Source organism: Sulfurimonas sp., assembly GCF_028714975.1.
Lineage (GTDB): Bacteria > Campylobacterota > Campylobacteria > Campylobacterales > Sulfurimonadaceae > Sulfurimonas.
In genome coordinates this window covers 71,570-85,398 of record NZ_JAQTLH010000002.1, presented here as the reverse complement: position 1 = coordinate 85,398, position 13,829 = coordinate 71,570, and the positions used below count along the sequence as shown (strand labels likewise).

Here is a 13,829-nt window from a genome sequence, read left to right as displayed (position 1 = left end):
GCTTCAAATTTTATAGTTATAAAACAAAATTGTAGCTTTGAAGTGTTTGATACAACAGTTGGATTTACAGCTCATTTTCGGGACAAGGCTTAGCAAACAGATATCCTTGAAAATAGTTACACCCAAGATTTTTAAGCTCCTCAAACTGCTCTTTTGTCTCAACGCCCTCTGCAATAACCTCAAAACCAAACTCTTCTCCCATTGTAAGAATAGTTTTTATGATGGTTTTGTCTGAAGAGTTCTTACCTAATCCCAAGACAAATGATTGATCTATTTTGAGTTCATCAATATGCAGATGCTTAAGGTATCTTAAACTTGAATATCCAGTTCCAAAATCATCAATCGAGATAGAAATACCAAATCGATTTAATTCATTAATTTTTTGCATGACACTCTCTTGATTATCTATCGCAACACTCTCAGTTAGCTCAACTCTTAGCTTCTTTGAATCTATATTTTTTGAGATTATTAAATTTTTAATATTGTCCACAAAGTTTTCATCTCTAAACTGCTTTGGACTGATATTTACCGAGATTTTCCACTCTTTTTTAACCTCATCATTAGCCCACTTTACGATGAGATTTGTAGCTTCATTTAGCACATAAGCACCAATCTCTTTTATAATATCATTCTCTTCTGCAACAGGGATAAACTCACTTGGAGATACAAATCCTAAGTTAGGGTGTTGCCATCTTATAAGCGCTTCAACACCTATAACATTTGCATTGCTATCAACTTGTTTTTGATAGTAAAGAACAAATTGATGTTCTAAAACCGCCTCTTTAAGATTCTGTAACATCAAAGACCTTGAATTTGTCATATCCTGAAGTGCTTGATCATAGAATTTTATAAGATTTTTTCCACTCTCTTTTGCAACTCTCATAGCATGTTCTACTTGATTTAAAATTGTCTTTAATGAAGTTTTATGATCAAAAAAGAGAGCGATTCCTATGCTACATGTTAGATGAAAAGTTTTGCTATCTAAGATAAAAGGCTCTTTTGCCAGTGCTACTATTTTTTGTGCAATATGCTTTAAGATAATTGCAGACTCTTTTTCCTCGCTTGAGAGATCTTCAACTAAAATTAAAAATCTATCTCCTCCAAATCTTGAGATCATAGATGTCTTATCTATTTTAGATACAAGCCTGTTTGCCATCTCTTTTAAAACTTCATCACCTATATCTTTGCCCATAAGATCATTTACATTTTTAAAATCATCAAAATCCAACAATAAAACGGCACCATATTTTAAACTTGCACTACTTTTTAAAAAGGCTTGATTTAAATGCTGCTCAAAAAGATTTTGATTTGGAAGGTTTGTCAGTTGATCATAATAGGAGAGCTGATTGATTGCATCTTTTTGATACAAAGAGTTGATTGCAAAACCAATATCACCAGCAAGTTCATTTATCATATCTCTCTCTTCCATAGAGAAACCATTTTCTTTAATAGAATATATTACCATAGCTCCAAGAGCCTTTTTGGCATAGTGTTCTTTTCTAAGCGGAAGAGCATACACTTCTGTAATGTTGTGTCTTTTTACTTTTTTCAAACACTCTTGCGGCATAGAGTCGTCAAAACTTTTTAAAAATAGATTATGATTATTTTTAAAAACATCCTCTTCTAGCGGCAGCACCTCCATCTCCTCATCAAGTCCTACAGAGCTTTTTACTCGCTGTTTACCATCTTCAAAAATTGAGATTTTAATACTTGCAAATGAAGTATTTGAGTACATAGATATGGTTGTATTTTGTATGAGTTCGTTGATGTTTTTTGCAGTTATAAGAATCTGATTGCAATCGGCAACAGTTCTAAGTAATGAGAGTAGATATTGCTGTTTTGTGTTGGCAATTTTTAACTCATTTTTTTGTTCTTCAAGATTGGCTGTTTTTATCTTTACTTCACTTTGAAGGAGCATCTTCTGCTCAACATCTTTAATAGTAAGCTTTCTGATGGCATAGTAGATAATGATTAGCAAAAAAAGTGTGGTAATCCAGCTAAAAATCGCAATACTATAAAAACTTTGCATACTTTCATTTGTTAATTCTTCTGAAGGGATTTTTACACTTGTAACACCGCGGATATCACCTACTTTATAGTCATAAGCATTATCATACATCTTTTGGATAGATGGCAAAGTATCCTCTTTTTTCCCGTGGCATAAGATACAGTAAGGTTCTATAATGAGCGGTGAGGTAAAGTTAAAAAAATTTCTTCCGTTTTGTTCTATTTTTTTCATAAGCATAATTTTTTGTGGGTTATTTTTAAAATATTCAATCGCTTCAAGTTCAAACTTATCTGCTTTGTTTTTTTCGTTTCTAGCTCTATCTGTTACATTTCTAATTGCTGTTCCATCTCGGGAGAGTTCAACAAACTTGTCACTTATAAGGGTAGAAGCATGAGCAGGCAAGAATCCGATAGTTGTATCATTTAAATCTAGACCGCTATTTAAAAATTGATGATGATATATATTTCTCATGGAAATAAAATAGTTTTTAAGATTATCTGCTTTTGATAATGCCATAACTTCAATCGTTTCTTGATTTTTTTTATACATTGTGTAAGTAAGAAGAGTATTGGAAAAAACTACAAGAATAGCAATAACCCAAAAGATTTTTCTATTAAAGTCAATATGGAACATTGTTAAAAAGGTCTCCTTTAATATTAAAAAATTATGTTTTTGAAATCTGCACTAGAGATACTCAATCCTATTGCGACCGTTTGTTTTTGCTTTGTAAAGCGCTTGATCTGCTCTTGCTATCAATGTTGCTATAGTGTCGCTTTTAAGTGGAGATGTTATCCCTATGCTTATGGTGACATCTATTTTGTAGTTTTGAAAAAGAAATGGTTCTGATGCAGCAACACTCAAAATCCTTTTTGCTATGACCATAGCACCTGCTATCTTTGTCATAGGAAGAAGTATCAAAAACTCTTCTCCTCCGAAACGAACAAACACATCCGTATCTCTTAAAATAGTTTTAATTCTCAAAGAGAGTTCTTTGAGTATAAAATCACCTGCCAAATGACCGTAAGTATCATTTACTTTTTTAAAAAAATCTATATCGTAAATCAAAACACAAAACGCATTTTCGGAGTATCTTGTATAGAGCTTTAACTCATTACAAATGCGCGCTTCTCCATGGTTTTTATGCAGCCCTTCCGTTAAAGAATCATAAAGAGATTCGTTTTTCAGTGTTACATAGAGCTCTTCGATAAGCGGATCACGATACAAAATCACGGCTATCGTACTTTGCAAAAATCTTATAGTAAAAAAATAGTTCTCATCCCCAATCATCATCCACTGCGCATATGGAAGATCATCAGAAGTTGCTTCTATCTCAAGATTTGCTAGAAGTTCATCTAGAGATACCTCTTTTGTAAAAAGAGAGTTAAAAGTTTGCGTCGATTCCGATATCTTTTTTGTAGAGGCATCAAAGAGCGCTCCTGCAGCTATAAAATCAAGCATTTGCCTCAACCCTTTTAGAAAGTTGAATGCTCTTTATAGCCTCCTTTGTAGTTCTGTATGTTTTTACATCACCCAAAGAAATCCCAAGATGAGTGAGATTTTTGGCAATATTTGCATTTACACCACTTATATAAGAGCGAGAACCCATAAAATGGATGGCGTTGTTTAGCTTGACAATCTGCTGTGCTATTTCGCTGTTGATATCAAAGATAGAATTTATCTCAATGATAACATCCGTAATATTTACATTTTCTAAATTTTTTAAAACCTTATCAATAATCTTTAAGATACGGTTTGAATCAAGCGTTCCCACAAGAGTAACCATTAAAACACCCTCGGATATCTCACTCATGGGAGCTTCTCTCTCCTCAAGCTCAGAGTTAGTTGAACGCACAAGCTCCTGATTTTTATGCAGCAATTTTATAATCATCTTTGAAGTCATTGACTCGAAAAATGCCGTAAGCATTTTTGCAATCTCATAATGAAACTCATCTCTTTTATCTAAAACAGCGAAGAGAGGAAACTTCATATAGCAAGTATATACGGACTCTTGAAAGTTAAAAAAGTAGTCATCACCGAGTATCTCATATAACTTACCTAAAAACATTGACATTGTTTGAGCCGATTCACTTTTAACATCTAAATTTTCTTCTACACACTCCTCAAAAAAACCTAAAAAGTCATCGTAGTAGCGGCTTTGCACCTCTTTTTCACTCTCGCTAAAAAACTTAACCCACTCTTCAATCAGCTCCGATGAGTGTACTTTGATGAGATCTTGTAACTGTTCTTTTATTTTTTGATTCATTTTCATTCTCCTGTTTAAATAAATATAGCAACCGTTTTATCATCATGCATGCCTGCAAAATGGGTTATCGCAATCGCTAAAGACTCTTTTGAGAGATTGCCGAATTTTTGTACTATCTCTATAGCTTTTTTTGCATCTATTCCATCCGTCATAAGGATAACCATGGAGCATTCCTCTTTGAAAAACTCAAAAGAGGAGACATTGTTAAAAGTCTCTCCCACTATCCCTTGTGAAAATGAGTTGAGTCTACAACTCTCTTTTTGTTTCACTACCAAAGATATATTTCCCACACCGTAAATCTTCCAGAAGTTTTGGTTTAACTCTACTAAAGCTCCGACAAAACTGCGAAGTGAATTTTCAATGATAAAGCAGTGCAATTTTTGAAAATAGTCGTCAATATAACCCTCGACAATCGAACTCTCAAAGAACTGTTTGATAATCTCAGATGCACTCAAAAATGCCTTTTTGCCATGTCCTGCAATGTCTCCGAAAAAAACATACTTCCCCTTTTGTACGATAAAATCTCCATTGTGTCTCGTATCGTAAAGAGGGAGGCTCATAGAACAAAAAGAGCTCTTATCGTGGGGTTTTTCATATAACACAAAAATGCTTCCCGCCATGGAGGTACTGTTTTTTTTAGAAAAAGATGCTATCTCAAAAACATAGGATTTATGAGAAACCAAAGAGAAAAGACCAAGTCCCAAAGACTCCTGAGCCGATGAAGAGTAACCTCTTTGCACAATCGTATCTATGTCGTCTGCACCGACTCCAAAATCAACGGAAGCGAGTGCAAGTTTCTCATTAATAAGCAAAAACCATAACTCTCCTCCATTTGCATACTTGATAAGATTTGTACCAAGCTCCATAACTGCAAACTCCAAAAAATGGGTATCCGGCGTAGTGTAGCTTTTTAAAAAATTTTTCAAACTCGTTTTTGCATATAGAAGTTCAATTTGATTGGTTATGGCACAGTTAAAGATGCGTTTCATAGGAGATAACCCACTTTATTATGGATATTGCTAGGAATTTTTTCACCATGAAGCAACACTTTGTAGTAAAGCGGAGTATTTATCTCCTCCTGCGCTTTTTTAATAACTTTGTCCAATCTAGCCTTAAGGTAAGCATCTCTAAAACCAAATTCTAAAAGATAAAACTTATCTGCATATCCATGAAAAATATAGATTTTGTGCTTTAGCGGCATTTCAAACTCTTGAGAATTTCCAAATTTTCTAGTCAATAAATTTCCGATTTTTTTAAGCAGCTCATCTCCTCTGCATAGTCCGTATGTTCTGTTGTATTCACTAAAACCGCTAATATTTATCTCTGCTAAAAATGCAGACTCATTTTTGTTTGCACCCTTGCTTAAAAAGGTCAATAGTGCTGTTTTGTTCAGCAGGTTTGTAATAGGATTTTTAAAGTAAAAAGTGTTGCGTCTCTCCTCAAGCTCAGGGTAGTTAAACTCCAAAAGATGACCCAAATCCAAAACTCCGACTTTAGAGATGTTTTTTTTAAAAATTGCATAAATCTTAGGGTCAAACTTCCCTTTTTTAAACTCCTCTTCCATAACCTCCATAGCCATCTCCATAGACATCAAATCCCTATAAACTCTTCTTGTAGTAAGTGCATCAAAGACATCCACTATGCAAATCATCCTTGACATCAAAGGGATATTTTCTTCTATCAAACCATCAGGATACCCGCTTCCGTTAAAATTTTCATGGTGATGGCGCACTGCTAAGAGAAGCTCTGGGAAAAGTTCTAGTTTTTGGATAATTCTCTCCGAGAGCGTACTGTGGAGTTTGATAAGATTGTACTCTATCTCAGTGAGTGCACTCGGTTTTAGTAAAATTTCATCGGGAATTCCTATCTTACCCAAGTCATGCAGCATTCCAACCACATAAATAGCTTTTATAAAATACTCATCCATCTGCATCCATTTTGCAAGATGTGCAGCATACCGAGCCACTCGTTTAGAGTGCCCCTGCGTATAAGCATCCCTTATCTCTATAGTAAAAACAAGTGCTTCTATCTGCTTTGTATTTGCATCAAAAAATTCCAATATTTCATTTTTCAAATGATTTTTTCCAATCTCAATAATCACATATTCTATTTCTATTTTTTAATATCTATCATGAAAAACTTTTGATTAAAAAATAATAAAAGCGAAGTATAAAACAATAGTGTTTGATTAGTGTTTGATTTATTTATACTTACTTTATAAGTACTTTTATGTCCTAAAAATCTCAAGCTTTGCATGCAGTTCATCAGTCATAGAGTTTAGATGATCGGCTGCCGCTGCAATTTCTTCAACATTTCTTGCATTTTTTGAAGATATTTCATTGATTTGAGAAACCTGAGATACTATGGACTCTACATTTCTTCCCGTCTTTTCAAAGTCGCTTACCGTTCTATCGCTTGCACGAACTGCTTCATTTACTATCGATACGCTCTCGTTTATCTTCTCTTCAACATCTGCGGCACTATCTGCCAGCTCTTGAATATCATCTGAGTTAGAACTCATCTGTCCGCTTACATCTACGATAGATTGGACTATTACATTTATGGTTGCGTTTATCTCCGTAAGACTTCTTTGAGTTCTCTCCGCAAGTTTACGCACTTCATCTGCAACAACTGCAAATCCTCTTCCGTGTTCGCCTGCTCTTGCTGCTTCGATTGCGGCGTTAAGTGCAAGCAGGTTTGTCTGGTCTGCGATGTCTGAGATAATTTCAAGAACACTCTTAACCTCATTTGCATCATGTGAGAGTGTTTGCATTCTTTGTGAAAGCTCCACTTCAAGCTGTGCGCTGCTTTGAACTTTAGCAGCAAGATTAACTATTTCGTCTCTAGCACGATTTAGATTTTCATTTGCTCTGATGATATCTTTTTTACTGTTTTGCGCCTCATAAATTGCTCTTTGAATCTCATCTTTAATCTCGCTTGCTTTTTTGGTAGCTTCATCTATCACCACAACAGACTTCTCGACATTCTCTCCTACTCCCATAGCCGTTGTAGAGAGTTCATGTGAGATGGAAGCGTTTTCGCTTGAACTCTGCTTTGAAGTCTCTATAAGCTCTTTTAATGTTTTTATAAGAGCATTAAAACCGTTTGCCATTTGAGAGAGTTCCAGCGGAGCGTTTTCGTCTGCTTTTATGGTTAAGTTTTTATTCTTTCCTATATCTAAAAGTGTCGATTTAAACTCTTCAATAGGTTTTGTTATAGAAAGTTTAATAAAATATAATATAAATAATACAAAAATTATAATTCCAACACTTAAACCTACAGATAAAAGCGTAATAGTAAGTGAAGCGCGTTCTATCTTTGTATCAATATCTTTGTATATCTGTTCAAAAATCTTAATCTCTACCTCTCTTAAAAGATCTATGGCAGCGGTTGCATTTACAAACCAAAGGGTTGCATCAATGTTAAAATTCCCATCTTTGTCTTTTGTGAGTGCCGTTTCTATCATAGCATCTACTTTCTCTACTATTTCTCCATTATAGAGAGTTTCAAAAATATTTTTCAAATCATTTGAAGCAGATATTTTAAATTTGCGAATGTTTACATCCTTTGTTTTTATACTCCCTCCAAGGTTTATTATTGCATCAAAAGAGAGCCTGTTTTTGCTAAATACTTCATTAAGATTTGCTCTTATTTGTCCAAGCTGCTCTTTTACCGAAATAAGATGTGAATATGCCTGTATAATATTTCTGCCGTCTCTATCCTCTATTGTCAAAGGAATAGCACTCACGATATCAATGGATGAGAAAATAATTTTTGTATAGTATGTTCCTACATCAGATATAGCCAAAGAAAGTGAATCAATAGATGCTCTTATTTGAGTAAGCTCGCTAAGGCTATTTAAACAAGAATTATCTCCGTTTGTTATGGCATAAATTTTTTTCATTTTCTCTATAGAACTATTTAGCTTCACTCTTGTCTGTTCTAAAGCATCTCTATTTTTTTTATCTTTATTAATAAGAAATCCTATACTTTGACCTCTTTCTATTTGTAGGAAATGAACACATTCTGCAATTGCTTCAACCTCTAAAATGCGCTCTTTTACTAAAAATAGAGACTCTTTGACATGAATACTTGAATACACTTCGTTTATAGAAAAACTTAAAATAATAGCTACAGGAATAACCACAATCAGAAATAACCTTTTTTTGATACTCATAGTCTTCATAATATACTTCCTTTTTTATTGTAATAGCGGTCTAATAATTATGGCGAAAGTATAAAGCAGGAGTGTTTGATTAGTGTTTGATTTACCTATATGGAGTTTTTCATGGCAGTTAGAGGTTGTTAGGTGGGGGAGTTACTTATCTAAAACAATAATTTTTATATCAAATTTATCTGCAACTGTTTTAACTCTATTTAGATATTTTTCATCGCCATCGCCTACGATAAGCGCAATAGCAGGTTTTTTCTTTGTTATCTCTGCATAGTAAAGCGATTGACCGATTCCTTCTGCCCACTTTTTGGCAAAATCAACTTCAATGGCATATTCGTCCGTTAAACAATCAACTCTAGTTTTATCAAATAAGATATACTCCGTCTTACCACCAAACTCATTGCACATTTTAGTTTGATAATACTTTTCATCTCGTTTTACATTATCTTCTTTTTCTAAAGGGATATCACTTTGAGATAAAAAATATAAAACTACGGCAACAATGGTTAAGAGAAGTGAAAACTGTTTTTTCATAAAAACTATTTTGTATGTTTGGAGTAGATTTTTTCTAGCAGCTCTGTCTGTTTTTTTGATTCATATAGCTTTTCTCTGTTTACTCTAAAAGCATCAAGTGCTAAAATCAAAAAAAATGAGATAACTATAAAGATTATTGTGATAAAAAGAGCAAGGGAAAGACCTAAAAAAAAGAAGAGTTGGAAAGTTATAAGAGCACCAAAGACGACAATCGCCCATGATGCTCCAAGCAAAAAGCTTATAATCCTCTCGAATCTATCTTTTTGCATTAATATCACTATTTAGTGATGCTCTTCAACAGTTATTGCACTACCAAGGTAAACATAAGTAAGCATCATAAATATAAACGCTTGTAAGAATGCCATAAATGTTAATAATGCATACGGTATCATTGGAAGCAACCAAGGAGCAAGCATCAAGATAACCATCAAGAACATATCGTCACCCTTAACATTTCCAAAAAGACGGAAGCTAAGTGATACTAAACGAGAGAAGTGAGAAACTATCTCGATTGGGAACATTAACCAGTATAACCACCAAACAGGTCCTAAAAAGTGTTTGAAGTACTTAACTACACCTTGACGACGGATACCCTCATAGTTATAGTAGATAAATACTGAAAGAGCCAGTGTAAATGCAAACTCTAAAAATGCAGTAGGAGCTTCAAACCCCGGGATAACACCGATTAAGTTAGCGATACCGACAAAAAGACCGATAGTAGCGACAAGAGGAAGATAACGACGAGCAGCTTCCTGCCCCATAACATCCGTTCCCATTTTAAGAACACCGGAAATATATGCTTCCATTACATTTTGAGCTCCGGTTGGAACTATTTTCAAGTTTGACATAGCCATCTTAACAAGCATTAAAGCGATACCTGCAGCTAATAACATGTGTGTCATATAGATAAAAGTCTTTTCGTGAGAAATTAGACCGAAAAATGTGAACAATTCACCCATAGGTGTACTCCCTGTCTCAAATAAATTGCGCAATTATAGTAAAAATTGGATTAAACTTTTATAATAAAAAAAGTTTTTTATCTATTTTTTCTGCTTTTTTCCTGTTTTACATCTTTTGCGCTATAGTTTTTCCCTGCAATGCTTTCTAAAAATACGGTTGCATAAGAGCCTTTTGGAAGCGTAAAAGAGAGATTTAACATTGTCTCTTTTTTAACAAACTTACAATCAATGTCGCTAGGGTATATAAGAGCCTCTCTTCTATACCCCTTCTCCTGTAAAAACTCATCATCATACTTCTCTTCTATCTCTCTTGCATCATATTTTGCACGAAAGGTATCTCTACCGCATAGAAGCCCAGTCGGTACTAATTTTTTAGATGCAAACTCTTTAGTCGGAATCAACTTTAAAGTTGAGAGTTTAGCGTCTTTTGCTGCATAAACATCACCGCTTAAAAGTAAAAACTCAGAAGAATTTTTTTCTCTGCTCAAAATAACCCTCTCTCTTAGCCACTCATTAAAGTAGTAACTCTGATAAACAGAAATCAAAAAGCTCTTTAATTTTGCATCTTCGATAAAAAGCTCGCCTTTTATCATCTCTTTTGCTTGATCTATACTAGAAGCATCTTGTCCGAATCTCTGATATCCAAAGTAGTTTGGAAGTCCCGTTTTTGCTATTTTTCTGGCAACTTTTTCTATTTTGCCCGCATCCATTACATCGACATCATAAAGGTTTATACTAAATCTGTTTCCGGCTAAATCGCCCATTCTTATGGAGTGCGAATGTCTGATTTTCTCTAAAATTTTTATCTGCTTATGTTGAAAATTCTTAAGCGCGTGCTCATATTTTGACTCTACGGAGATATACTGCGTTGTAGTAGCATGTTTATCTTTAAGTCCTGCGTAGCCTATCTTTTGGGCAGGAACATCAAGCAACTCTGCAAATACGGCTATCATATCCCAAGTCGTAAGCTCAACTTTTTGCACCTTTAAAATCAGGTAGTTTCCCCTGCCTAAGAACTCTTCCTTTGGTACTTCATCAACTACGAAATCTCTCTCGTTTTGATAAAATTTAAAATTTATATCTTGCGTGCTTTGTAGATATTCTCTATCTAACTCTTTTATATCTGTAAAAATTTTAGCTCCTTTGAAGCGGTTAATATATCTTTTTTTATCGCTTTTTTCAGCTCTGCGATTGAGTCGAATTTTTGATTTTCTCTAATAAATGAGACAAAACTTATACTAGCTCTCTCTTTACAAAAAACTTCACCGTCAAGTATGTGACTCTCTAACGCAAAACTCCCATCCGTAGTCACTCTATGACCTACAAAAGAGACTGACGGATGAAAATGCTCTTCATCGTCAATTCTTGTCAGCGTTGCATAAACACCCTCTTTTGGCATCAAAAAATCTTCCGCTTCTATATTTATAGTCGCAACCAACTCTTTTTTGCCTATTCCCTGACCTGAGACGACATTTCCTCTAATAGTGTAATTATGCCCTAAAAAAGCGTTGGCTCCTTTAATATCTCCGATTTGAAGCTTTGCCCTAATCTTATGAGAGTGAACAGAGTCCCCGTGAAGCGACACCTCATCTATAACAACAACCTCTCCGTCAAAAAGATTTTTTAAATCATTGAATGAGTATTTTCTGTTTTTTCCAAAGTGAAAATCATAGCCGACAACTATTTTTTTTAGTTTTGGGAACTTCTCTTTTAAAAAAAGTATAAATTCCTCTCCGCTTAAATGGCGAATAGAATCTAACTCAAGATAGACGATAGGATAGTGCGAAAACCTCTGGCGCTCTTTTTTTGGAGTCAGATTTGCATACCCAGTCTCTATAACAACGATGGTACCGCTTTTATCTAATGCGCCAAAGAGTCTCTGATGCCCGATATGCATTCCGTCAAAACCGCCGATTGCGATAGATGTGCTGTTTTTCATATTGAATTTCTCAAATTTTTATAAATTGTATACAAAAGATCTTTTTTTAAATAAACCTCGTTTAAAGTCTCCAATAGCTTATCATCATCCGGATAAACATGAGTTATATCATTTCTAAGCACTCTAAAAATATTCCACTCTTGCGAATTTAAAAGTTCTAGTTTTTCAAGTTTATTTAGCATGTCTCTAAAAGTCAAACCGTCAATCGTGTCAAAATTATACTCCACCACATAAGGAATAAGCCTTCTACCCATGCTATCTTGAATCTTTATAAATCTCCATGTCATCTGATCAAGATGTTCAACTTTCTCTTCATCCTCTAAGGTTTTTTCATTAAAAGGAAAACTTGTTTTTAATTTTTCACAAGCACTGAAAAATCTCTTAAAATGTTTCTCCTCTTCATCAATAGCACTTTTAATTTTCAACTCTACTTCATCCAAGAAAAACTCCTGTTTTTTTAGCATTTTGATATATGAGTTTGTCTAAATTTTTATCTATTTTATTTACGACTATATCTATTTTTTGCTCACCTATATCTTTTTGAATAGATGAATTAAACTCCAAAAGTTTAGCATAACTATACTCATTACTCTTAGTTTCGATGTAGAGGTCTATATCTCCGCCCTTTTTACTCTCATCTACTCTACTTCCAAAAAGATAAAGCTTGGCATGCGGAAAAAAAGATTTAAAATGTTTTTTAATAGTCTCAATTTCAAATTCGCTTAATCTCATTTTATTACCTTATCTATGCAACTCTATGAGCAATACTTTGGATATTTTCTTTCTCTTTCTCATAAGTTTTGTATAAATCATAATTATTTTGTAGATTTAACCAAAACTGCGGGGTTGTGCCGAAATACTCTGAGAGTTTTAGAGCCATCAAAGATGTTATGCCTCTTTTTTCATTATAGAGTTCACTTAGTGTTTTAATACCGACATTTAAGTCATGCGACAACTGGGCTTGAGTTAGATTTAACGGCAGAACGAACTCCTCTCTTAAAATAATACCGGGATGAGTACTAGGTCTAATTACTTGCATTATATTCTCCTTTATTTGTGATAATCATCAATATATACATCATAGGCATTAGAATTTTCAAATCTAAAAATAAGTCTAAACTGCTCATTTATCCTAATGCTACAAAAATCTTTCAAATTACCTTTTAAGTATTCAAAACAATTAGAGGGTGGAACTTTTAAATCCTCTTGGCTGCAAGAGGCTTCTAACATATCTAGTTTTCTTTTTCCGACATTATTAACGGATACAGAAAATTTCTTCTGATATTTACCGTCAAAAAGTCCTTCCGTATACTTGCATTTAAAAGATTTTATCATATTAGCATATTATCACAATACGATAAGTTAGTCAAGATAGGGAAGCACTCACTGTGTATCGCCACTTATGATTAACGATATGTACGCAAAAGCCATGTTCTTCAAGTATCTCTTTTAATGTACTCGGTTTATAAAAATGGGCAGGCTCCCCAAAGAGTTTTTCCATCATACAGATACTTTTTCCTTGAAATGTACTCACATCAAAATCATAAATAAAAAGTTTTCCATCTTTTTTTAAAACCCGTTTTACTTCTTGAAATGCAATACTCGGATTATAAAAGTGATGCAGTGATTCTCCCATAAGCACGACATCAAAACTATCATCTTTAAAAGGAAGTTTTTCTGCACTTGCAACATATGTTTCTATAAAAGGTAAAGCAAATTTAAGCATGCCCTCTGCCGGATCTACGGCTACATATTTTAATTTATTATTGCATTTATAAGCAAATTCGCTAAGCACACCCGTCCCTGCTCCGACATCCAAAACAGATTCTTGATGAGAAAAAGGTTTTAAAAATATACAGAGTTCTTCCAAAACTTCTTTAGGATATATAAGTGAGCCGAAATGTTTAAAAACAAATCCCAGATAATTAAAAGGCATCATAATCTTATCCTTA

Annotated in this window: 16 protein-coding genes; all 16 read right to left on the bottom strand. The window is 34.0% G+C overall.

From position 1 onward, the window contains the following. Positions 1-64: 64 nt before the first annotated feature. Positions 65-2,641: an EAL domain-containing protein gene (locus tag PHQ93_RS02300; protein WP_299940333.1), complete on the bottom strand. Its 2,577-nt coding sequence runs from the start codon at positions 2,639-2,641 to the stop codon at positions 65-67. Between the two features lie 51 nt (positions 2,642-2,692). Continuing rightward, entirely contained in the window at positions 2,693-3,466 is a 774-nt protein-coding gene (locus PHQ93_RS02295; RefSeq protein WP_299940330.1) for a GGDEF domain-containing protein, read from the bottom strand. Continuing rightward, positions 3,459-4,271 (bottom strand): STAS domain-containing protein, encoded by an 813-nt coding sequence (locus PHQ93_RS02290; protein ID WP_299940327.1) that lies wholly within the window; start codon positions 4,269-4,271, stop codon positions 3,459-3,461. Before PHQ93_RS02290 ends, PHQ93_RS02295 begins: the two co-directional genes overlap by 8 nt. 14 nt (positions 4,272-4,285) lie before the next feature. Then, positions 4,286-5,260 (bottom strand): hypothetical protein, encoded by a 975-nt coding sequence (locus tag PHQ93_RS02285; protein ID WP_299940324.1) that lies wholly within the window; start codon positions 5,258-5,260, stop codon positions 4,286-4,288. Next, on the bottom strand, positions 5,257-6,372 hold the full coding sequence (locus PHQ93_RS02280; protein ID WP_299940322.1) for an HD domain-containing phosphohydrolase: 1,116 nt from the start codon (positions 6,370-6,372) through the stop codon (positions 5,257-5,259). Before PHQ93_RS02280 ends, PHQ93_RS02285 begins: the two co-directional genes overlap by 4 nt. Positions 6,373-6,498: 126 nt before the next feature. Continuing rightward, positions 6,499-8,457 carry a methyl-accepting chemotaxis protein gene (locus PHQ93_RS02275; protein WP_299940321.1) on the bottom strand — a complete coding sequence of 653 codons (1,959 nt, stop codon included), beginning with the start codon at positions 8,455-8,457 and terminating at the stop codon, positions 6,499-6,501. Positions 8,458-8,589: 132 nt separating this feature from the next. After that, positions 8,590-8,979 (bottom strand): hypothetical protein, encoded by a 390-nt coding sequence (locus PHQ93_RS02270; RefSeq protein WP_299940320.1) that lies wholly within the window; start codon positions 8,977-8,979, stop codon positions 8,590-8,592. A gap of 5 nt (positions 8,980-8,984) precedes the next feature. Further along, positions 8,985-9,248 carry a hypothetical protein gene (locus PHQ93_RS02265; protein WP_299940318.1) on the bottom strand — a complete coding sequence of 88 codons (264 nt, stop codon included), beginning with the start codon at positions 9,246-9,248 and terminating at the stop codon, positions 8,985-8,987. Between the two features lie 12 nt (positions 9,249-9,260). Then, positions 9,261-9,938 (bottom strand): F0F1 ATP synthase subunit A, encoded by a 678-nt coding sequence (locus PHQ93_RS02260; protein ID WP_299916208.1) that lies wholly within the window; start codon positions 9,936-9,938, stop codon positions 9,261-9,263. Positions 9,939-10,015: 77 nt separating this feature from the next. Next, entirely contained in the window at positions 10,016-11,059 is a 1,044-nt protein-coding gene (locus PHQ93_RS02255) for a tRNA pseudouridine(13) synthase TruD (RefSeq protein WP_299940824.1), read from the bottom strand. Further along, positions 11,056-11,877 carry a bifunctional riboflavin kinase/FAD synthetase gene (locus tag PHQ93_RS02250; protein WP_299940316.1) on the bottom strand — a complete coding sequence of 274 codons (822 nt, stop codon included), beginning with the start codon at positions 11,875-11,877 and terminating at the stop codon, positions 11,056-11,058. Before PHQ93_RS02250 ends, PHQ93_RS02255 begins: the two co-directional genes overlap by 4 nt. Continuing rightward, positions 11,874-12,341 (bottom strand): hypothetical protein, encoded by a 468-nt coding sequence (locus tag PHQ93_RS02245; protein ID WP_299940314.1) that lies wholly within the window; start codon positions 12,339-12,341, stop codon positions 11,874-11,876. Before PHQ93_RS02245 ends, PHQ93_RS02250 begins: the two co-directional genes overlap by 4 nt. Beyond that, the gene (locus PHQ93_RS02240; protein WP_299940312.1) at positions 12,310-12,609 is read right to left on the bottom strand and encodes a nucleotidyltransferase domain-containing protein; all 300 of its coding nucleotides are present in this window, start codon (positions 12,607-12,609) and stop codon (positions 12,310-12,312) included. The genes PHQ93_RS02245 and PHQ93_RS02240 overlap by 32 nt, the downstream gene beginning before the upstream one ends. Before the next feature lie 13 nt (positions 12,610-12,622). Continuing rightward, a complete protein-coding gene (locus PHQ93_RS02235; RefSeq protein ID WP_299940310.1) occupies positions 12,623-12,916 on the bottom strand; it encodes a HigA family addiction module antitoxin in 294 nt (97 codons plus the stop codon). An 11-nt stretch (positions 12,917-12,927) separates the two neighbouring features. After that, on the bottom strand, positions 12,928-13,212 hold the full coding sequence (locus PHQ93_RS02230) for a type II toxin-antitoxin system RelE/ParE family toxin (protein WP_299940307.1): 285 nt from the start codon (positions 13,210-13,212) through the stop codon (positions 12,928-12,930). A gap of 31 nt (positions 13,213-13,243) precedes the next feature. Continuing rightward, positions 13,244-13,816 (bottom strand): class I SAM-dependent methyltransferase, encoded by a 573-nt coding sequence (locus tag PHQ93_RS02225; protein WP_299940305.1) that lies wholly within the window; start codon positions 13,814-13,816, stop codon positions 13,244-13,246. Between the last annotated feature and the right edge of the window lie 13 nt (positions 13,817-13,829).

Bases quoted from the DNA above. Each gene is read 5' to 3' on its own strand.
- PHQ93_RS02300 (WP_299940333.1), bottom strand. From the start codon at position 2,641: ATGTTCCATATTGACTTTAATAGAAAAATCTTTTGGGTTATTGCTATT.
- PHQ93_RS02295 (WP_299940330.1), bottom strand. From the start codon at position 3,466: ATGCTTGATTTTATAGCTGCAGGAGCGCTCTTTGATGCCTCTACAAAA.
- PHQ93_RS02290 (WP_299940327.1), bottom strand. From the start codon at position 4,271: ATGAATCAAAAAATAAAAGAACAGTTACAAGATCTCATCAAAGTACAC.
- PHQ93_RS02285 (WP_299940324.1), bottom strand. From the start codon at position 5,260: ATGAAACGCATCTTTAACTGTGCCATAACCAATCAAATTGAACTTCTA.
- PHQ93_RS02275 (WP_299940321.1), bottom strand. From the start codon at position 8,457: ATGAAGACTATGAGTATCAAAAAAAGGTTATTTCTGATTGTGGTTATT.
- PHQ93_RS02270 (WP_299940320.1), bottom strand. From the start codon at position 8,979: ATGAAAAAACAGTTTTCACTTCTCTTAACCATTGTTGCCGTAGTTTTA.
- PHQ93_RS02265 (WP_299940318.1), bottom strand. From the start codon at position 9,248: ATGCAAAAAGATAGATTCGAGAGGATTATAAGCTTTTTGCTTGGAGCA.
- PHQ93_RS02260 (WP_299916208.1), bottom strand. From the start codon at position 9,938: ATGGGTGAATTGTTCACATTTTTCGGTCTAATTTCTCACGAAAAGACT.
- PHQ93_RS02250 (WP_299940316.1), bottom strand. From the start codon at position 11,877: ATGAAAAACAGCACATCTATCGCAATCGGCGGTTTTGACGGAATGCAT.
- PHQ93_RS02245 (WP_299940314.1), bottom strand. From the start codon at position 12,341: ATGCTAAAAAAACAGGAGTTTTTCTTGGATGAAGTAGAGTTGAAAATT.
- PHQ93_RS02240 (WP_299940312.1), bottom strand. From the start codon at position 12,609: ATGAGATTAAGCGAATTTGAAATTGAGACTATTAAAAAACATTTTAAA.
- PHQ93_RS02235 (WP_299940310.1), bottom strand. From the start codon at position 12,916: ATGCAAGTAATTAGACCTAGTACTCATCCCGGTATTATTTTAAGAGAG.
- PHQ93_RS02230 (WP_299940307.1), bottom strand. From the start codon at position 13,212: ATGATAAAATCTTTTAAATGCAAGTATACGGAAGGACTTTTTGACGGT.
- PHQ93_RS02225 (WP_299940305.1), bottom strand. From the start codon at position 13,816: ATGATGCCTTTTAATTATCTGGGATTTGTTTTTAAACATTTCGGCTCA.